At 74.6% G+C, this 19378-nt stretch carries 14 protein-coding genes; 8 read left to right on the plus strand and 6 right to left on the minus strand.

Features of this window, described 5'->3' with window-relative positions; genetic code table 11:
* Positions 1-147: 147 nt before the first annotated feature.
* The 5 genes from RNL97_RS30660 to RNL97_RS30680 are packed head-to-tail and all read left to right on the plus strand — an operon-like array spanning position 148 to position 13476.
* The gene (locus RNL97_RS30660) at positions 148-1008 is read left to right on the plus strand and encodes a DUF4132 domain-containing protein (protein ID WP_030584468.1); all 861 of its coding nucleotides are present in this window, start codon (positions 148-150) and stop codon (positions 1006-1008) included.
* Complete coding sequence (locus RNL97_RS30665) at positions 1005-6179, plus strand: hypothetical protein (protein ID WP_313751451.1); 5175 nt, start codon at positions 1005-1007, stop codon at positions 6177-6179. Before RNL97_RS30660 ends, RNL97_RS30665 begins: the two co-directional genes overlap by 4 nt.
* Positions 6179-7402 carry an ATP-binding protein gene (locus tag RNL97_RS30670; protein WP_313751453.1) on the plus strand — a complete coding sequence of 408 codons (1224 nt, stop codon included), beginning with the start codon at positions 6179-6181 and terminating at the stop codon, positions 7400-7402. Before RNL97_RS30665 ends, RNL97_RS30670 begins: the two co-directional genes overlap by 1 nt.
* Before the next feature lie 3 nt (positions 7403-7405).
* Positions 7406-11524, plus strand: coding sequence for a vWA domain-containing protein (locus RNL97_RS30675; protein WP_313751454.1), 4119 nt, complete (start codon positions 7406-7408; stop codon positions 11522-11524).
* Complete coding sequence (locus RNL97_RS30680; protein ID WP_313751455.1) at positions 11521-13476, plus strand: hypothetical protein; 1956 nt, start codon at positions 11521-11523, stop codon at positions 13474-13476. Before RNL97_RS30675 ends, RNL97_RS30680 begins: the two co-directional genes overlap by 4 nt.
* A 172-nt stretch (positions 13477-13648) precedes the next feature.
* Here RNL97_RS30680 and RNL97_RS30685 read toward each other — a convergent pair whose 3' ends face one another.
* On the minus strand, positions 13649-13819 hold the full coding sequence (locus RNL97_RS30685) for a hypothetical protein (RefSeq protein WP_243316003.1): 171 nt from the start codon (positions 13817-13819) through the stop codon (positions 13649-13651).
* A gap of 53 nt (positions 13820-13872) precedes the next feature.
* Between RNL97_RS30685 and RNL97_RS30690 the strand changes: the two genes are divergently transcribed.
* Together RNL97_RS30690 and RNL97_RS30695 are read left to right on the plus strand one after the other, a co-directional pair.
* On the plus strand, positions 13873-14103 hold the full coding sequence (locus tag RNL97_RS30690; RefSeq protein WP_243316004.1) for a hypothetical protein: 231 nt from the start codon (positions 13873-13875) through the stop codon (positions 14101-14103).
* A 366-nt stretch (positions 14104-14469) separates the two neighbouring features.
* Positions 14470-15114, plus strand: a complete 645-nt coding sequence (locus RNL97_RS30695) for a ScbR family autoregulator-binding transcription factor (RefSeq protein WP_030584449.1) — start codon at positions 14470-14472, stop codon at positions 15112-15114.
* Between the two features lie 20 nt (positions 15115-15134).
* Here RNL97_RS30695 and RNL97_RS30700 read toward each other — a convergent pair whose 3' ends face one another.
* The 3 genes from RNL97_RS30700 to RNL97_RS30710 form a co-directional block, all read right to left on the minus strand.
* Positions 15135-15962, minus strand: a complete 828-nt coding sequence (locus RNL97_RS30700) for a pentapeptide repeat-containing protein (protein ID WP_243316005.1) — start codon at positions 15960-15962, stop codon at positions 15135-15137.
* Positions 15963-16063: 101 nt separating this feature from the next.
* The gene (gene rpmF / locus RNL97_RS30705; RefSeq protein WP_030584444.1) at positions 16064-16234 is read right to left on the minus strand and encodes a 50S ribosomal protein L32; all 171 of its coding nucleotides are present in this window, start codon (positions 16232-16234) and stop codon (positions 16064-16066) included.
* A 125-nt stretch (positions 16235-16359) separates the two neighbouring features.
* Positions 16360-17061: a 2-phosphosulfolactate phosphatase gene (locus tag RNL97_RS30710; protein WP_313751456.1), complete on the minus strand. Its 702-nt coding sequence runs from the start codon at positions 17059-17061 to the stop codon at positions 16360-16362.
* A 274-nt stretch (positions 17062-17335) separates the two neighbouring features.
* Here RNL97_RS30710 and RNL97_RS30715 point away from each other — a divergent pair, with 274 nt between their 5' ends.
* Positions 17336-17542: a hypothetical protein gene (locus tag RNL97_RS30715; RefSeq protein ID WP_234313417.1), complete on the plus strand. Its 207-nt coding sequence runs from the start codon at positions 17336-17338 to the stop codon at positions 17540-17542.
* On the opposite strand, the gene ddaH is transcribed toward RNL97_RS30715, so the two are convergent.
* On the minus strand, positions 17487-18299 hold the full coding sequence (gene ddaH, locus RNL97_RS30720; RefSeq protein ID WP_030584437.1) for a dimethylargininase: 813 nt from the start codon (positions 18297-18299) through the stop codon (positions 17487-17489). The two genes, RNL97_RS30715 and ddaH, sit on opposite strands and share 56 nt — an antisense overlap.
* A 19-nt stretch (positions 18300-18318) precedes the next feature.
* On the minus strand, positions 18319-19263 hold the full coding sequence (locus tag RNL97_RS30725) for a methionyl-tRNA formyltransferase (protein ID WP_030584434.1): 945 nt from the start codon (positions 19261-19263) through the stop codon (positions 18319-18321).
* Positions 19264-19378 lie beyond the last annotated feature (115 nt).

The raw sequence follows: 19378 nt of genomic DNA on the forward strand, positions 1-19378 counted from the left end.
GACGGCTGCGCAGATCCCAGGGCTCCGGACGCGTTGTCACTGGGGCCGCCTAGAGTCTCTCCCAACCGTCACGGTGCGTTGCCGTCGACGGGATTCATCAGCATGCCGCCATGGCGGCGGCTGCCGGCACGACGGGGAGAACAGCGCATGGGGTGGGTTCCGGCGGGCGACTACGAAGTCGCTCTGGAGGCGGGCAAGGTGGTCTGCCGCAACGGGAAGGGCCGACGGCTCAAGTCCGTTCCGGCGAAATTGAAGGACGATCCGGCGGTCATCGGTCTCCGGCAGCTGACCGAGTGGCTGGATCGGCACGAGCACCGGTGCCTGAGCGACGTCGAGCAGTGGATGGTGCGTTCGCTGCCCGTTCCCACCGCCGTGCTCGCCCGGGTCTGGCCCGACCCGGCGTGGCAGGCGGCCCTGCGGGACGTCGTGGTCACCGGCGCGGACGGCGGGGTCGCCGGGTTCCTGCGCGACGTCGATCCCGAGCGCGGCCTCGGTCTCGTCGACCTGGACGGCGACACGGTCCGCATCACCCCGGACACTGTCCATGTGCCCCACCCCGTCCTGCTGGCGGACCTCGACGAACTGCGGGAGTTCGCGGTCGAACTGGAAGTCCGCCAGAACGTGGAGCAGCTGTTCCGCGAGGTCTGGCACCGCCCGGCCGGCCTCGCCCCGGACACCACCTCCGTGGACACCTACGCCGGCGGCGTGTTCAAGGAACTGCGCTTCCTGCACGGCCGCGTCACCCAGCTCGGTTACCGGTCGCGCGGCGGATACGCCGTCTGCCCGGTCGTCGAGGACGGCGTCGGAGTCGAGGCTCGCATCTGGATCGGCGAGCACGACGGATACGACGCGTACGACACCGAGACGGGCCCCCTGGGCTGGACAGACGCCTCGGGGCGCGCGCTGACGGCGGCCGAGGTCGGCCCCGTGGCGTGGTCCGAGGGCATGCGCATGGCGGCGGCGCTCTACGCCGGACGCGACGTGGAGGACGAGGAGCGGGCGGCATGAGCATCACGACGAACACCGAAGCGAACACGGCGGCGACGGGCTCGACGGCCCTTCCCGCCCAGAACCGGGGCCGCGGGGCCGCCCTCGCCGCCGAGGCCCGCGCGGCGAGCCTGCTGGACGCGGGCGCGATCCTCCCGGCCGGGACCACCGAACGGGACGACGCCGACACGCTGACCGCCCGCACCTACACGCACACCGCCCTCGGGGACCGCCCGGTGGTCCGGCTCGTCCCGGGCACGCTCGGCGAGGCCGAGGACCTGGCCCTGGAGTTCCTGGGGCTGGCCCGGACCGCGGAGGCCCCCGTCGTCGGGCAGGTCCGCCGCGAGACGCTGGGCTTCCCCGCCTGGGCCCTGGTCAACGACCCGGCCAACGGGCACCACGCCCTGGCCCTGGTCAAGGACATCGAGCGGCTGGGCAGGCAGGCCAAGACCCGCGCCGGTGCGGCCAAGGAGGGCTTCGACGAGCTCGGTACCCGGCTCGGCCGGGCCGTGCCGCACTTCCTCCCCACCTACTACGAGCAGGTGGCCCGTCTCTTCCTCCAGGCCGAGAACGCCACCTACGCAGCCTCCTTCTTCGGCAAGGCCCGCGAGGCCGAGCGGGTCCACGGCCTCATCGTGGACGAGGACCGGCAGCGCGCCGTCTTCCTGGAGTTCGCCCTCGCCGGCGCACTGACCGTCAAGGCGCTGCGCCAGTACGTGCGCGACCTGGTGGCCCGGCTCGCCCCGGCCGACGCCTGGGCGCAGTTCCGCCGCCTTCTGGTCGAGCGCTGCGCCGCCGGCATGCCGCCGTACGCCGCGCTGCCGCAGGACGTACGCACGCTGGTCAAGGCCGCCGGGCTGGACCGCGAGAGTGCCGAACGCGAGCTGGTGGCCGATCTGATCGGCTCTCCCGGAGTCGTCCGCGCTCCCGCGTCCTTCTGGGCGGCCTACGGCTCCGCGCTCACCGCCCTCGCCCGGGCGGACGCGTCCGTACGGGCCCGGCTCCTCGGGTTCTTCCCCGAGACCTTCAGCGAGAACGGCCGCGACACGGACGGCGAATCGGGCTGGCTCGCCCTGTTGGCCGAGTCCGGCGCCGAGGAACTGCTGACCGCCCTCCCGGCCTCCTCCGACTCCGCGGACGCGGCCGTCTCCCCGGCGGACTGGCTCGCCCGCTGGGAGGCGTACCGGCGTAGCAACCGGGCCACCTCGGGCCGCAGCCCCCGCACCCTGGACCTCGCCGCCCGGATGACGGACCGGCTGCGCGCCGACGGACGCCCCGTCGAGGTGTTCCAGGGCCGCTGGCAGCGCACCGCCGACCTGGACCTTCTCGACCTCTGCCTGGCCGCCGGAGTCCCCGTGGCCGAGCCCGGCGACGAGGAGGGGGGCCGTGGTCACGGGCGGTCGAACGGCTTCGCGCTGGGCCAGTGGCTCGCCGACGACGAGCCCGGGCAGCGGGATCTCGCCGCCGTCGCCGAACACCCGGGCTTCCGTGACCTCCTGCGCCGGAACGTCGGCGGCCTCGGCGACGGGCGCGGCCAACGCCTGAGCGACACCGGGATGGCGAAGGTGGCCGCGCACCCGGTGCTCTCCGTCCTCCTGCGTGAGTGGCTGACCGGCTGCGCCGAGGAGTACACCGCCGCGCGAGGACTCCCCGGGCTGCGCATCGCCCTCAACAAACTCTCGCCGTTCCGCGCCGTCGTCGCGGACGTCGCCCCGGAGGCCGCGCGCCTTCTGGAGCAGCACGACGTCGTCCCGCTGCTCGTCTCCACCCTGCGCACGGGCGTCTTCGACGAACTGGGCTGGCCCGCGCTCGACGAGACCTACGCCGAACTGGCCGCCGAGGCCGCCACCGCATCGCGGCGGGGGAACAACCGGTCGCAGAACGTCGGCGTCACCGGCGCCTGGCCCGCGCTGATCCTGAGCACGCCGGAACGGGCCGTCGTCGTCGGCCCGGAAGGCGTTCTCCTGCGGCACACCCTGCGGCTGCCCCCCACCACCGACCAGTGGCGGACCCCTGCCTTCCGTTTCGTCGACGGCGAGTTGCTGGTGATCTGGTGGGAGGACGGCAAGCAGCACGGCTACTGGTCGCACCGCCCTGCCGAGGTCTTCACCGTCGGCGGTGAGCAGGTCCCCCGCTGGGGTCGCCCCACTCTCACGGACGAGGTCTCCGTACCGCTGCCCGGCGGCGGCAGTGCCACCGGCGGCAAGGCCCTGCACGCGGGCGACACCACCCTCCCGCCGCAGCGCGCCGTTCTCGCCGACGGCACCGGCCACTGGCGGGAGGGCCACCAGGGCACCCAGCAGGTCTGGCTGGAGTACGACCCGGTCAGCGGCGCCCACGGCCGCGCTTCCCTCCCCGCCCTCCTCCGCTCCGGCGTGCAGGACGGCACCCGGCTGCTCGCCGAGCACTGCCAGGTGCTGCCCCTCCAGCCCGGCCTGGAGACCACTCCGTTCGGCACGGACGGCGCGGTCCTCGGCCGCTGGGTCCGCCGCACCGCCACCGAGCCCGGCACGGCCGCCCCCGCCGACGGGGGGCGGATCGTCGCCGGCACCCCCGACGGCCACACGGTCGCCCTGCCGCACCCGCTGCCCGACGGCACCATCGCGGTGCCGCTCGGCGCCCTCGCCCTGCCCGGCGGGTCGCGGCCCGCCGTGGTCCTGCGCCACCGCTCCGTCGAGGCGCACCCGGCGGACACCGACGGCACCGGCGGCGGCCTGTGGTCCGTCGGCACCGACTCCTCCGGCGGGAACGACGCGGCGGGCACCCCCTATGTGCCTCCCGCCGTCTACTGGCACGCCCTGCGCCCGAGGGACGAGCAAGGCTCCGCCGCCCTGCGGACGCTGACGGACGCCCGGGCCCACGAGTTGTTCGACGAGGTCGCCGCCGCCGTCGTCCGGCACCTGAACGCGTTCCGGGCGGTCGAGGAGTACACCGGACCCTCGTCGCGGGAGATGAGCCAGGAGGCCGTCGCCAGGGTCCTGCCCGAGGTGTCCGACGTACGCCTCCTCGCGGGCGTCACCGCGATCGTGCGGAACGCCGTGGACCGGGCCGTCGCGGTCGCCCAGTACCTGGAACCGCCCGCACCCGCGCAGCCGGCCACGCCCCGGAACACCGCACGCACCCAGGGCATGTTCTTCGACCACGAGCCCGAGCACGGCGACGACACGACCCTGCGGGCCGCCACCGCCTGGGGCCCCGAGCAGATGCGCGGCACCTGGTGGGGGGCCGGACGCCGATGGACGGCGATCCGGCAGATCCTCGCCGTCAACCACGTCCTCGGCGGTGAGCCGGCGTTCGGGCCGCCCACGCCGTCGAAGGTCCCCTTCACCCCCGTGGACGGCTGGCAGCGCGACGAGTACACGGTGCCCGGCGAATCCCTCGTCTGGACCTCCCTCCTCGACAAGCTGCCCGAACTGGCCTACCGGGCCGCCTCGGAAGCCACCTCCGCCGAGCACCGCGCCGGGCTCCTCGTCCTGCTGGAAGCACTCGCCGCGGGCCCGCTGGCCGACCCGGCGGGCACGGTCCGGCGGGTGGAGCTCATCGAACCGCTCGACGCGGCGGCCCCCGGGCGGACGGGGCGCCCCGAGGCCGTGCACCGCCTCGGCCAGGTGCTGCGCAAGGGCCCCCGCACCGTCGTGATCCTGGCCAACCACGGCCGCAGCTCCCGGGACGACGCGGCCCGCTGGCTCGCCCTGGACCACGACCCTGCCGGAGACTTCGGACCCGTCCCCGGCTTCACCCTCGACCGCGAGCACGTCTACCGGCAGGGCATCGCCCGCGACCGGCTCACCCGGCTGACCGCCCTGGTACGGGACAAGGGACCGGCGCCCTGGCGTCCGGAAGCGGCCGAGGCGTTCCACACGGCCACCGGAATCGGCCCCCTCCAGGCCACCGCGCTGCTGTCGGCGGCCGTCGAGGAGCCCGGCGCCGAGGCGCTGGCCCTCCTCGGTGCGAAGACCCGCGCCTTCGAGACGGCCCAGGACCGGCTGGACGCCCTGCCCCGCGACGCACGGCACACCGTGGTCCGGGCACTGCTGCCCGCGGACCCGGCCGAGCTGTGGTCGACGGGCCCTGACGTCCGGGCCGCCGCCGAGGCGTGGGGGGAGCTCCTGGGCTCCCTCGTCCGCGTCCCCGAGGAACTGGACCTCGACCTCAGCGGTGCCACGGCCGCGTCCGTCGACCTGATCCTCAACGCGGGCACCCGCAGCTGGCTCGCCCACGGCACCCCTGTACCGGACGGCAGCGCGCGCCCGGCGCTCCACCGGGTGAGCGCACGGGGCGCGGTCGCGAACGCCCTGACCGCGCTGCGCACCCTCGCGTACACGCTGCCGTACGGGCACCCCCTGCGGGCCCATCTGCCCGTCGGCCTCGCGGCCCTGCGCAGCCGCCTCGCCGACCCCGGATTGGTGCTGGACCTCGGTCTGGACTGGACCGAGTCGGGTACCTCCCTCGGCTCCGCGATCCGCGCCGCCCACGCCCTCCCGGAGTCCGGCGGCGCCGAGGCGGACGGACTGGTCCGGGCCGGTACGGCGCTGCTCCTCGCTCCCGGGTACGGCGACAGCGAGAAGCTGCTGATCCGCCCGGCGGGCCTGGCGGGCCCCGACGATCCGGCGTTCGGCCTGGTCGAGGGCACCGTCGGCCCCCACCGCACCGGGGACCTCCTCGCCCTGCGCGCCCTGCTGGGCCCGGAGACCGACGCACTGGCCTCGGTGGGCGCCCCCGACGGCTCCACGCACCACCCGGCCCAGGACCCGACGCGTACGGTGCCGGACCTGGTGGCCGAGGCGGCCGCCGCCCTCACCCTGAGCCCGGACGCCGCCGCCCTCTACCTGATGCTGCTCGCCCTGCCCGACCCCACGGACCGCAACTGCGTCCGATGGACCGAGTGGAAGCCGGCCCGGATCAAGAAGGCCCGCGCGGAACTCGCCGCCACCGACCTCGTCGTGGAGGCGAAGCGCTCACGCGCCGGCCGCACCCTGTTCCTTCCCTGCGGCTGGCTGGAACGCGGCGCCCCCGGGCTGCCGCTGGAGACCTGGAAGGAAGGCCTCTACCCCGTGGCGGGGTCCGCCCGGACCCTGCCCCACCTCCCCTTGCCCACGCTGTACGAAGCCGCCTGGGCACGGGTCCGCGGCGGCGACGCCCCCGCCTTCGAAGAACTGAACACCCGCGCCACCCGGAAGGGCCGCCGCTGATGACGAACGACACCACGACCATCCCGGACAGCACCACCACGGGGGGCATCCCCGGCCAGCCGACGGCGGCCGGCCAGGAGCCACGGCAGATCACCCTGCCCGAGGACCGGTTCGCCACCGAGCTGGCCTTCCTCGCCGCGCACGACTCCGGCCCCCGCCCGCCCGGCTGGCTGCTCACCCCCCGTGCCGTCGTCACCTTCGTGATGGGCAGCGCGGGTGAGGCCCTGAGTCTGCCGAAGGGGGCCCGGCCCGGAGCCGGAGTGCCGCGCCGTCTGGTGATCGAGCAGAAGTTCGTCGGCGAACGCGCCCTGGTCGAACGGTGTGTGGTCACCCTCGCCGGAGAACGCGGGCTCCTCCTCGTCGGCGAACCCGGCACCGCCAAGTCCATGCTCTCCGAGCTGCTGTCGGCGGCCGTCTGCGGGACCAGCGCGCTCACCGTGCAGGGCACCGCCGGCACCACCGAGGACCAGCTCAAGTACGGCTGGAACTACGCGCTGCTGCTCGCCCAGGGACCCACCGAGCAGGCCCTGGTGCCGTCCCCGGTCCTCACCGCCATGACCCGGGGCGCCGTCGCGCGCGTCGAGGAGGTCACCCGCTGTCTGCCGGAGGTCCAGGACGCCCTCGTGTCCCTGCTCTCCGAGCGGCGGATCGCGGTGCCCGAACTGGCGGGCGGCGACGGCGCCCAGGTGCACGCGGCCCCCGGCTTCACCCTCATCGCCACCGCCAACCTCCGCGACAAGGGCGTCTCGGAGATGTCCGCCGCGCTGAAGCGGCGCTTCAACTTCGAGACCGTGGGCCCCATCGGCGACGTGGACGCCGAGACCGCGCTCGTCCGGCGCCAGTCGCGGGCCGCCGTCGAACGCGTGGGCGCCGAATACCAGGTGGACGACGCGGTCCTCGAAGCCCTCGTCACCGCCTTCCGGGACCTGCGCGAGGGCCGCTCCGTGGAGGGCTGGGAGGTCGAACGCCCCTCCACGGTGATGAGCACGGCGGAGGCCGTCTCCGTCGCGGGGTCCCTGGGCCTGGCCGCCGCCTATTTCCCCGGCGACCGGGACGTCCTCTCCCTGCTGCCCGGCCATCTGCTCGGTGTCGTCCGCAAGGACGACCCCGCCGACGCGGCACGGCTGCTGGGGTACTGGGACGGGCCGGTGCGCCGGCGCGCGGAGCAGGGTTCGGCCACCTGGCGTGCGCTGTGGGACCTGCGCTCGGTGCTGGAGAGCTGACGGATGAACGAGTCGACCATGGCCGGCGCGGGGACGGGGGCCGACGCCTCCGTCGAGGCGCCGCCCGCCGCTGCTCCCCTGTCTCCCGTGGCGTCCGGGAGGGGGCCGACGGGCGGACCGGCCCCCGCGGAAGCAGCGGTGGAGGCCCTCGCGGCGGCCGGCCCCGGGGCGCCGTTCCTGATCGGGGTGCGCCACCACGCGCCCTCGCTGGCGGCGGCCCTGCCCGCGCTGCTGGACGCGGCGGACCCCGACGTCCTCCTCGTCGAACTGCCCGCCGAGTTCCAGCCCTGGCTGGGCTGGCTCGCCCACGAGGAGACCGAGGCCCCGGTGGCGCTGGCCGCCGTGCCCGCCGCAGGGCCCGGAGCCGGCCCGGCGGATGGACGCGGCCCGGCCTTCTATCCGTTCGCGGACTTCTCGCCCGAACTGGTCGCGCTGCGCTGGGCGGCGAGGAGCGGCGTCCCGGCCGTGGCCTGCGATCTGCCCCTGGCCGACCGGGCGTGGGCGGAGGGCCACGACGGGGCCCCCGCCCCTGTTCCCGGCGCCGCGTCCGCGCCCGTGCCGGGGGAGGGGCACGGGCTGTCCGCCGCGCTCCGGTCCCGGCTCACCGGCCGGGACGGCGACGACCTGTGGGACCGCCTGGTGGAGGCCCGGGCGCCCGGTTCGACACCCGAGGCGCTCCGCCGTGCCGCTCTGCTCACCGGTTGGGCGCTGCGTTACGAGGCCGAGGCGCGGGGCGGGGTGCACGGCACGGACCTGGTACGTGAGGCGTGCATGCGCGCACATGTCGCGGAGGCCCTGGCGAACGGTAAGCGGCCCGCTGTGGTGGTGGGAGCCTTCCACACCCCGGCGCTGTCGCGATCAGCGATGGGGGCCGGCGGGACCGTTGGTACGGCAGGTACCGCCGGGCGCCCGGAGCCGGTAGCGCCGGGTCCGGTCACCGCGCCGGGACCTGAAGCATCGGACCTGGCCGCTGTGCCGGGGCGTGGAGCGCCGGGCCCCGCCGGTGCGCCGAAGCCGGTCACCCCGGGCTCGCCCGCCGCGCCGGAGCCGGGCGCGGGCGGGCACGCCGACGGCACTGCCGGGGTGGCCGCGTGCACGGTCTCCCTGATCCCGTACACGTACCCGCTGCTCGACTCCCGCTCCGGCTACCCGGCCGGCATCCGGGACCCGGAGTGGCAGCACACCGTCCTGGAGGCCGCCGGGGACCCGGCGGCGGTGCACGAGGCGCTGGTGCGCACAGCCGTACGCCTCTGCGCCGCCCTGCGCGAACAGGGCCACCCCTACGGCCCGGCCGAGGGCCGGGAGATCGTCCGCGTCGCCGGTGACCTGGCCCGGCTGCGTGATCTGCCCGCGCCGGGCCGGGGCGAACTCCTGGAAGCCGTGCAGACGGTGCTGGGGCGCGGCGAGACCTACGGCACGGGCCGTGCCGTCGCCCAGGCCCTCGAACGCGTGCTCGTCGGAGCCCGCACCGGACGGCCCGCGCCCGCCGCTCCCCGCAGCGGGCTGAGCCCCGCCGTCGAGGCCGAGACCGCGGCGCTCGCGCTCCCCGGCCCGCAGGACGCGCACGAGAAGACACCGCGCGACCTCCGGCTCGATCCGGCACGCTCCGCCCTGGACCGCCGCCGCGAACTGCTCCTGCGCAGGCTGACGGTGTGCGGCATTCCCTACGCACAGGAACAGGAGGTGACGGGCGCGGCGGGCGGTGAAGGGCTGACGACACGCTGGCGGGTGCGGTGGACCCCCGCGACGGCCGCGATGCTCACCGCGGCCGGGGCCCGTGGGGTCACCCCGGCCCAGGCAGCCGAAGGCGTGCTGCGGCAGCGCCACGCCGCCGAGCGGGCGGAGGGCGGTCCGACGGCCGCCCAGGTCGTCCGCGGCCTCGCGGAGGCCGCGGCGTGCGGGCTGCCTGCTCCGGCCGACGAACGGCTGACCGAACTGGCGGCCGTGCTCCCCGCGAGCGGCACCCTTCCCGAACTCCTCGCCGGGCTCGACCTGCTGGACCGCATCGACGCGGGCCATCTGCCGGGCCTGACCGCGCCCGACGGCCCCGACAACCGGCCCGACGGTCCCGAAGTGCCGTCCGACGCTTCCGGAGCGCCGCCAGGCGTCCCCGACAACCCCTCCCGCGATCTCGACGAGTCGTCAGACAGCCCTGCGGCGGCCCCGCACGCCGCCGACACCACCACGGCCGCCCGTACCGCGCACGCGGCGGAACTGCTGACCGCTGCCGCGGTGCGTCAGGTGGAGGGACTGACCGGCTCCGAGAAGCCGGAGGATGCCCGCGCCCTGCTCGAACTGGCGCAGCGGGCCGACCGGTTGGGCGGCATTCGGCTCGCCGACGCCCTCGCCCGGCTGGCCGCCGACGGCGCCCCGCTGATCGCCGCGGCCGCTGGAGCGGTCAGGGTGCTCACCGGCCACGAAGAGGCCGAGGCCTTCGGGGAGCGCGTCGCTTCCTGGGTGGACGGAGCCGTGGACAGCACCTCCCGGGCCACGCTCACCGCCCGCCTCTCCGGCGTCCTGACGGTCGCGGGCCCGCTCCTGACTGTCGGCGTCGGTTCCCTGGACCCGTTGCTCGACCGGGTCGTCGAGCTGGACGACTCCGCCTTCCTGGCCCGCCTGCCGGCCCTGCGCGGCGGCTTCGACACCCTGAGCCCGGCGGCCCGGGACCGCCTGCTGGGCACGGTCGAGGAGCGGCTGGGCGAACGGGTGGACGGCCTCGACGCCGACGATCCGGCCGAACTGGCCCGCCGTACGGCCGCTGACCTCGCGGCCCGGGAACTGCTGACCGGACTCGGCCTGCCCGTCCCGCCGGCGCCGCACGACGGCCGGGTCCCACCGCCGTCCGACCACCACTCCGCCGCAGCACCCGCGACAGCGCCCCTCACGGGCGCCGCCCCCGCCGGCGCACCCCATGCCGAGGCCGCCCTCGCCACCACACCCCTCACCGAGGCGGCCCCCGCTCCGGCACCGCCCACCGGGGCAATCCCCGCCCAAGCCCCCTCTCTTACCCTCGCACCCGCCGACCGGTGGCGGCTCGTCCTCGGCCGGAGCTCCGACCGGCTGCCGTCCGGCGCCGCCCGTCTGGCGACCGCGCTGGACGAGCTCTACGGCGCGGGGCACGGCGAGGGTTCCCGCGGTGGCCTCCCGGGGCGCGACGGCTCCGGGGCGGGGGGCGGCCGGGAGCCGTCTTTCCCCGGTGTCCGGGAGTGGTCCGAGGAGCTGGCCGCGCTGTTCGGCCCCGGCGTCCGCGAAGAGGTCCTCGCCGCCGCGGCCGTGACGGGGCGACAGGACGTCCTGGCCGAACTCGACCCGGCGGCCGCCACCCCGTCCGTGGAGCTGCTCCGGACGATCCTGCAGTACGCCGGCGGCCTTCCCGAAGCCCGCCTCGCGGCGCTCCGCCCTCTGGTGCGCCGCCTGGTCGAGGAACTGACCCGGCAGCTCGCCACCCGGCTGCGACCGGCGCTGACCGGCACGATGACTGCCCGGCCCACGCGTCGACCCGGCGGCCGGCTCGACCTGCCGCGCACCCTGCACGCCAATCTGGCCACCGCCCGCCGGACGGCCGACGGCACGATCCAGGTGATCCCCGAGAAGCCGGTCTTCCGCAGCCGCGCCCGCAGGTCGGCCGACTGGCGGCTGATCCTGGTCACCGACGTCTCCGGATCCATGGAGGCCTCCACGATCTGGTCCGCGCTGACCGCCTCCGTGCTCGCCGGGGTGCCGACCCTGAGCACCCATTTCCTGGCGTTCTCCACGGAGGTCGTCGACCTCACCGGCCATGTGCGCGATCCCCTCTCCCTTCTGCTGGAAGTGAGCGTGGGCGGCGGAACGCACATCGCCGCCGGGCTCCGGCACGCCCGCGGCCTGATCGAGGTGCCCTCGCGCACCCTCGTCGTCGTCATCAGCGACTTCGAGGAGGGAGGGCCGCTCGCCGGACTGCTGGCCGAGGTGCGGGCGCTGGTGAACACCGGCTGCCACGTCCTCGGCTGCGCGAGCCTCGACGACGCCGGCCGGCCCCGTTACTCGACGGGCGTCGCCGGGCAGCTCGTGGCCGCCGGGATGCCCGTGGCGGCCCTCAGCCCACTCGAACTGGCCCGCTGGATAGGGGAGAAGACCGCATGAACGCCGCTCAGCTGCCGCCCGTCGCACCTGAGGTCACGGCCACGATCGTGGAGGGCCTCTCGCCCCGGCTGCGCAAGCGGCTGGACGCGGCGGTCACCAAGCTCGCCGCCCGCCCGACGCACCGCGAGGGGGACACCACGACGATCGGGATCGACGACGAGACCGAGCTGCGCCTGTCCGCCCCGGGCGGCGTGGTGGCGAAGGTGGAGGACATCACCTGCGGCTGCCTCCTCGCCCCGGCCTGCGTCCACCGCGCGGCCGCAGCCTGCGCCGCCCCCACGGCCGACCTGGCGCCGGAGCCCGTCGAACAGTCCGCCCCCGAAGCCCCGGGAGCGGCCTCGGCGACGGACCCGGCCACGGCCCTCGGCCCCGACGCCGCCCGTGTCGCTGGCCTCGACACCACCCTCGCATCCGCCACCGACGCAGCCCCCGGCCTCGCCTCAGCCCCCACCTCGAAGGCCACCCTCAACCCCGCCCCCGACGTCGCCTCCCCACCGGAGACGGCGAGCCCGGACCAGCGTGCCGCCGCCGACGCCCTGTGGTCGGCGGCCGCCGCCGTGCTGGAGGCCGGGGTCGACGGGGCCGGGGCCGTCACCCAGTCGGCCCTCCTGCGCGCCGCCCACACCGCCCGGCTCCGACACCTGCCCCGTGCGGCCGGCGCCGCGCTCTCCGTCGTCACGCTGCTGCGCGCGGCCCGCGCCGGAGATCCCTCGTACCGCACCGCCGACCTCGTCACCGCCCTGGCCGAACTCCTGGGCACCGCCCGCCGCGTGGGGACGGCGTCCGGGGCGGAGCTGGCCGCCGTCAGAGGCCGGGTGCGCCGGCCGTACAGCCCGGACGGCTCGCTCCGCCTGTACGGCCTGTTCACCGAACCCGTGGTCACCGACTCGGGGCACGGCGGCGTCCGCACCTGGGTCGCCGGAGCCGACGGCCGCCTCTTCACCGTCGGCGATGTGGCGCCAGGCGGGGCGGGGCGCGCCATCGGCGTGGCCGACCGGGCCGTGCGCCTGGGGGACAGCGCCCTCACCCACCGGGAGCTGGGCCGCGCAGGGCTCGCCGTGTCGGGCGCGACGGTGTCGCCGGACGGCAGACTGGGTGCCGGTAAGGCCGTCAAGGCCGTCACCGCCCGGGGTGCGGCATGGACCGAGCCGCCGCTCGCCGCCCTGTGGGAGACGCCACCGGCCGAACAGGCAGTCCGCGCCCTGGGGTCCACCTCCCGTTACGCGGACCCGGACGGCACCGGCAGCGACCTGCTCTTCCTGGACGTCGAACTCCTCGGCGCGGTAAGGGAACCGGGCGGTGCCTGCCTGCTCGCGCTGTCCGAGGGAGGCGTTCCCGTCCGGCTCACCGTCGCCGACGACGACCCCGCGCTGGCCCACCGCGACAACCTGGCCCTGCTGGCCGCGGCGCCGGGGACCCGGCTGAGGATCATCGGCCGACTGATTCCGGCCACCCACCCCCGGCTCACCCTCCTCGCGTGCTCGCATCCCACCGGCGAGGGCACGGTCGACCTCGGCCTCGACCGGCTGCGTCGCGCCGACCTCCCGGACCCGTCCGCCCCCGCCCGCGTCGCCCCGCCGCAGCCAGCCGGCCCCGGCGCGTCCTCGCCCCTGTACCTCCTGGAGCGCCGGGTCGAACAGACGGTTCCGGCGGGGCGCGCCGCCCTCGGCCTGCTGGGCGACGTCACCGCCGAGACCCGCCGGATCCGCCGCGGCGGTCTCCCCACGGCCGCCGCCCTGCTCGCCGCCCTGTGCGCCTCGGCGGCCCAGCGTGATCGCGATCTCTTCGGTCGGCTGCTTCCCGCCGACACCGACGGCTTCGCCGCGTACTGGCTGGCGGCCGCCCGCTATACGGCCGCCGTCTCCGAATCGCTGTGCGCGGCAGCCTGGAACCCGACGCGGGAGGACCCGGCAGCGGTGTCGCCCGTCCCGGCCCACAACGCGGCGGGGTGAGGGGCGGACCGCCCGAGAACGGGCGGTGCACCCCGCCGATCGGCGTCGGCCGAAGCGCCGCGTGGGTCCGCATCCGGCGACATCATCGGGTCATCCTCGCGCACACAGTTGTCCTCGCGTGATGGTTCTCCACGGTGCGGTCCTCGGCGCACCCGCCCACGGGCGCACCGATTCATCTCGGTCTCAGCTCGCGACTTCGGGCCCGGTTCTTCGCGACGTTGCGCGTCTTCTTCCGGCGGCCCGACTCGGCGAGCAGGGCGAGTACCGCCGGCGACCTCGACCCCTCGGCGAGGGCGCGCTGCATCCAGTCGGTGATCTCCGCCAACTCGGCCGTTGTCGGCACGTGTCCGTCCTTGGGGGGAAAGGTGGAACAGCCAGTCGTGGATAGGGCGGCGGATGAACGCGCGGTGCCCTTCCGCCGCGAGCCCGTCGATCTCCGGCAGCAATCCGGACGCCCACACCCGGAACTCGGCAGGTCCGGCCGTCCTCATCGCGATCTCGTCCACGAAGGCGACCACCGCCGACTTGGCGACCATCTCGACGGGGTCGCGAAGGATGGTGGCCACGATCGCCACGTCCCGGTCGCGGCTCGGCGAGGAAGCGATCACCAGCACGACGCGCCGGTAGGCGGACCACCGAACGTGCTCGTCCGCGACCGCGTCGTCGACGTCCACGCCGAGGGCGCCGGCCGCCGCGAGCAGCTCGGCCACGTCGGCATGCAAGGCCATCGCTTCATCCCCTCCCGGACAGCCTGTCCAGTGTGCATCGGCACCGGCTGTCACGTCGGAGTTATGGGCGGCGACGTCCAGGACGAGCCGGACCGCGCTCGCCGGGCCCCTCTCCACGACCCCGGTCGCCGCCACGACGGAAACCGTCCGTGCCGGGGCTCGCCCGCCCCCCCGGCGGCAGCCGACCTCAGACATCCGGCCGCGTCCCGGGAGCGCGCCGCCGGGACCCCGGGTAACGTCGGACGCGGCTGAGGAAGGTGTGGCCATGACGCAGGATCGCGGGGAGCAGACGTTTCAGCGGATCGTCCAGGCCGCCGGAATCGTGATCGACCGGGACGGCTACGCCGGTGCCTCGACCCCGGCGATCCTCCGGCTGGCCAACGTCTCCCGCAGCGGCTTCTACCACCATTTCGCGTCGAAGGAGGACCTCGGCGACGAGATCCTGGCCCGCCAGCACACGTACTTCCAGCAGGTCTCCGAGCAGATGGCGGCGGGCCCGGCCCCCGAGCTCTGGCTCCAGGCCCTGGTGGACATCAGCCACCACTACACCGCCGGCCTCCTGGAGGACCCCGTCCTGCGGGCCGCCGTACGCCTCTCGATCGAACCCGGGCCCTACCAGACCGCCGAGAGCTACGCGGGTTCGCTGGGCGCCGTCACCGCCGCCCTCGAATCCGCGCGCGAAGCCGAGGAGCTCCAGGACCACGTCGAGCCCGTGGAGACCGCGCGGACACTCGTCGGGTGCTACAGCGGCGTACAGATGCTGTCCCTCGCGCTGGCCGAGCGGGACGCCCTGCACCAGCAGGTCAGCGCCATGTGGGCCCTCGTCATGCCCGGTATCGCCCGTCAGGAGATCTTCGCCCGGCTGCGCCTGGGGCCGCCGCGCTCCATGGGTACGTCCCCGCCGCGCTGAGGCGGGGCGGTCACCATGGCCTAGGCGGTCCAGTGCGAGGGGTGGCTCAGGGCGTCGGGAACCTTCGTGCGGGCGTCACCCCGCGCGGCGTTCAGCTGGAGCTGGGTGAGAAACAGCGCGCCGCGCAGATCCGCCCCGCACAGATTGGTGTCCCGCATGTCCGCGCCGATCAGGTCGGCGTCGCGCAGATCGGCGCCGGACAGGTCGGCCGCGACGAGGAGGGCCCCGCGCAGGCTGGCGCCGCGCAGCTTCGCACCGCGCAGCCGGGCGCCCATGAGGTGGGCGCCCCGGTGGTTCTTCTTGCGCCCCGGGACCGCTGCCCGGGCCAGCTCGCTGGCCCGCAGGAGCAGCGGGTTCACCTCGCCGCGCCGCGCGTCCACGTCGACGGCGAGCAGGGTCTCGGCCGTGCCCCCCGTGAGGGTGTCCAGCCGCTCGTACGCGCGGCGCAGCTCGCGGTGCACGGGCCCGGCCGCGGGCAGGTCCAAGGCCTGCGCGATGTACTTCAGAAGCTCCTGGAGCTGCCGCACGACGGGGAAGACCTCATACATCGCGCGGGCCGAATCCGGCTCCTCGCGCCAACTGACGCCCTTGAAGGTGACCTGGGAGACCTTCTGGCCCGCCCCGAAGCAGTCGAACACCGTGCAGCCGTTGTACCCCTGGTCACGCAGCCGCTGGTGGATGCCGCAGCGGAAGTCCTCCTGGAGGTTTCCGCAGGGCGTGCCGGCGGACTTGTCCTCCGGGAAGTCCGAGGAGCGCGAGAAGGGCAGCGCCACGCAGCACAGCCCGAAGCAGCTCCCGCAATCGGCCTGCAGGTCGGGCTGGGCGGTGTACGGGATGCGCTCGGACAAGACGGTGACTCCTGGTGGCGTGCGGGGCGGGCAGCGGTGTGCCGAGGGCTGTGAGCCCCCATTGTCCCGCGTGCGCGGGACGCGGCGTGCCGGGAGTCCGGTCAGCCCTCCGGACGCAGGAGCCCGCGCTCGTAGGCCTTCACCAGCCGCTGCGGCACCTGGTGGACGGTTCCGTCGATCGTGACGGCGACGAGCTGAGGTGTCGTCGCCTTCCACTGGGCGCGACGGTGACGGGTGTTGCTGCGGGACATCTTCCGCTTGGGGACTGCCATGAGGGACCACCTTCGTCGTTTGGCGTTGACCTCGAACGCTATATGAAAACGAGTGTCAACATCAACTCGCCGCCGGTCTGTCGAGCTGCCGCCGTCGAACGGGCCGAAGGCCGCCGTGCGGGGGATCAGGCCGACGTTCCGCCGGTCGGCGCGGGTGCGCCGCAGGGGCGGAGGGCCATCAGCGAGTCCTCCAGGGCCGCGACCATGGCGAAGGGGAACCGGTCGACTTCGAGGCAGAGGGCGACGTCGTCGCGGTGGGCTCCTTCGCGGACGCCTTCCGTCAGTTCCGTGGCGGCGCGCGACTCCGCGGCGCGGCGCACGAACGGGGTCGCGTCCCCCTCGGCCCGGGTGGCTCTCCCCGCGATGTACTGGGCGCATGCCAGGTCTTCCTCGGCGCGCCCGTCCTCGCCGGTGACCACGAACGTGACGTCCACGCAGTCGCGTTGGCGCAGGAACCCCGCCGTCGCCTCCGCCACCACGAAGCCGGCGCACAGGACCAGCGACGCTTCCTTGACCGCGAGGGCGCCCACCGTTCCGGCCGCGGTCTTCTGTATGACGGTCCGTCCGCCCAGGTAGGTGGAGCGCAGCAGGCCAGGTGAGTTGACGGCGTCGAAGCCGGGCGCCGGCGCACCGTCCTTGAGTGCCACCCAGTCCGGACGGTGCGCCTTGAGCGCCAGGGCGTCGTCGAGCGACTCGGCGAGGACGATCTTCTCCGCTCCTCGGGCAAAGGCCCAGGCGGCCACCGTGTAGGCGCGCGTGACGTCGATCACGACCACCACGGACGGCGTTTCGGTCAGTTCGGGAATGCCGAGGAAGCGAATGTCCATCCGGGCATGATCGAGTACGCCCGACCCGGAGTCCCGGGCTTCGTGAGCCACTTCACACCGGCAGGTGCCCGCGTCCCCGTTTCCCTGATCGGGCGCATTGGTCCAGTCCAAGCTGGTCATGAACGGGCGAGGGGGGTGCCATGTCGGATACGGCGTCGGCGACGGCGGACCTGAGGGTGGGTGAGGAAGACGAGCGCGGCACGGTCGGCCCACGGATGAGTCGTTCCGCCGGCGGGCCGGGCTGAGCCAGGAGGCGGCCGCGTCCCGGGCCGGGATCAGCACCAGAGCGCTGCGCGACATCGAGCGCGACCGCGCCCGGCGGCCCCGGGTGCACACCCTGGGAAGCCTCGCCGGGATCGGAGCGTTCGGCACCGACCAGGTGCTCCGACGGCCTCCCCCGGAATCTCCGCGGGGAGGCCGTCCGCTCAGGCGTTCCGGCGCAGCTCCAGGGTGCAGCACTTCACGCTGCCGCCCGCCTTGAGGAGCTCCGAGAGGTCCACGCCGATCGGGTTGAACCCGCGCTCACGCAACCGCGCGGCCAGCTCCGCGGCGTTCTGCGGCAGGACCACGTTGTAGCCGTCCGACGTCGCGTTCAGCCCGAACACCTCGGCGTCGGCGGGGGTGGCGAGGAGGGCATCCGGGAACAGGCGCTCCAGCACGGCCCGGCTGCCGGGGGAGAAGGCCGCCGGGTAGTAGGCGACCGTACTCTCGTCGAGCACGGTCAGGGCGGTGTCCAGGTGGTAGTAGTCGGGATCGACGAGTGTCAGCCCGATCACCGGGCGTCCGAAGTACTCCTGTGCCTCGTCGTGGGAGCGGGGGTCGCTGCGGAAGCCGGTGCCCGCCAGCAGCCAGTCGCCCGCCAGGAGGTAGTCGCCCTCTCCTTCGTTGACGAAGGCGGCCGTGCGCAGCTCCGGAAAGCCGTTGTCGCGCAGCCAGTTGTGGTAGGCGGGGCCCTCGGCGATGCGCTCGGCGTCGCGGAACCGGGCCACGAGGGCCCGCCCGTCGACGACCGTGGCGCCGTTGGCCGCGAAGACCATGTCGGGGAGGGAGGGGACGGGGTCGATCGTGTCGACGGTGTGCCCGAGGCTCAGGTAGACCTCGCGCAGCCGCTCCCACTGGGCGATGGCCAGCGGAGTGTCGACGGGCTTCGTCGGGTCCATCCACGGGTTGATGGAGTAGACCACGTCGAAGTAGGTGGGCCGGCACATGAGGTAGTGCCGGGCACGTGCGGTACGCATATGGGGTAGGTCCCGATCGTCAGGGGCGGCCGGTGAGATATCCGCCCATCGAGGTGAAGTACTCGGTCGCGGGCAGCTCGCGGCCGTCTTCGGTCCGTACGCGGGTGATCGCCAGGCCGTGGTTGCGGCCCCTGCGGGCGTCGGCTCCCGCGACGATCACGACGCCGTCGCCCTCGCGGTAGAAGACGCGGCCCGGGGTGCCGCCGTAGCGGCCCTCGGACACGACGGCCGAGACGACCTCGATCCGCCGCCCCCGGTGGTACGTGAAGGCGGCCGGGTAGGGGGCCGACTGGGCGCGGACCAGGCGCTCCAGGTCCTCGGCCGGCCAGTTCCAGTCGATGCGGATGTCCTCTTCGGCGCGCTTGTGGAAGAAGCTCGCCTTCGACCGGTCCTGAGGGGTGAACTCCTTCTGCCCGGAGGCGATCAGCCCGAGGGCCTCGACGGTGACCGGCGCGATCAGATCGACCGTGCGGTGGAAGAGGTCGGTCGCGGTGTCCGTCGGTCCCACGGGCACCGCCCGCTGGACGACGATGTCACCGGCGTCCAGCTCCTCGTCCATCATGTGCGCCGTGACGCCGACCTCCGGCTCGCCGTTGATGAGCGCCCAGATCAGCGGCGAGAAGCCCGCGTAGGCGGGCAGCAGCGAGTCATGGATGTTGAGCGTGCCGTGGACCGGCAGGGTGTAGATCTCCGGCGGCATCCACGTCCGCCAGTTGTTGGCCACGATGATGTCCGGGGCCACTTCCCGCAGCTGGTCCACGAGTTCGTCGTCCGGCCGGTTGCGGATGATCACGGGGACGCCGTGCTTCTCCGCGAGATCGGCGACCGAGTCGCTCCAGATCTTCTCGTAGGCGTGCTCGCTCCGGGGGTGTGTCACCACGGTCACCACGTCGTGCTCGGAGTCCAGCAGGGCTTGCAGGGTGCGATGGCCCCAGGTCTGGTATCCGAACATGACGACCCGCATGAAGGTGCCTCCTTGGAAAGCGATGACCGGCGCTTCAGTAAAGCAAGGCTTACCTAAGAGCACAACGGCTCATGATTCACAGGCAGGTTGACAGCCCATGACGGCTGGAAACATA

The organism is Streptomyces parvus (genome assembly GCF_032121415.1).
Classification (GTDB): Bacteria; Actinomycetota; Actinomycetes; order Streptomycetales; family Streptomycetaceae; genus Streptomyces; species Streptomyces globisporus_A.

Coding starts and splice junctions, on each gene's coding strand:
- RNL97_RS30660 (WP_030584468.1), top strand. CDS start 148: ATGGGGTGGGTTCCGGCGGGCGACTACGAAGTCGCTCTGGAGGCGGGC.
- RNL97_RS30665 (WP_313751451.1), top strand. CDS start 1,005: ATGAGCATCACGACGAACACCGAAGCGAACACGGCGGCGACGGGCTCG.
- RNL97_RS30670 (WP_313751453.1), top strand. CDS start 6,179: ATGACGAACGACACCACGACCATCCCGGACAGCACCACCACGGGGGGC.
- RNL97_RS30675 (WP_313751454.1), top strand. CDS start 7,406: ATGAACGAGTCGACCATGGCCGGCGCGGGGACGGGGGCCGACGCCTCC.
- RNL97_RS30680 (WP_313751455.1), top strand. CDS start 11,521: ATGAACGCCGCTCAGCTGCCGCCCGTCGCACCTGAGGTCACGGCCACG.
- RNL97_RS30690 (WP_243316004.1), top strand. CDS start 13,873: ATGAACGCGCGGTGCCCTTCCGCCGCGAGCCCGTCGATCTCCGGCAGC.
- RNL97_RS30695 (WP_030584449.1), top strand. CDS start 14,470: ATGACGCAGGATCGCGGGGAGCAGACGTTTCAGCGGATCGTCCAGGCC.
- rpmF (WP_030584444.1), bottom strand. CDS start 16,234: ATGGCAGTCCCCAAGCGGAAGATGTCCCGCAGCAACACCCGTCACCGT.
- RNL97_RS30710 (WP_313751456.1), bottom strand. CDS start 17,061: ATGGACATTCGCTTCCTCGGCATTCCCGAACTGACCGAAACGCCGTCC.
- ddaH (WP_030584437.1), bottom strand. CDS start 18,299: ATGCGTACCGCACGTGCCCGGCACTACCTCATGTGCCGGCCCACCTAC.
- RNL97_RS30725 (WP_030584434.1), bottom strand. CDS start 19,263: ATGCGGGTCGTCATGTTCGGATACCAGACCTGGGGCCATCGCACCCTG.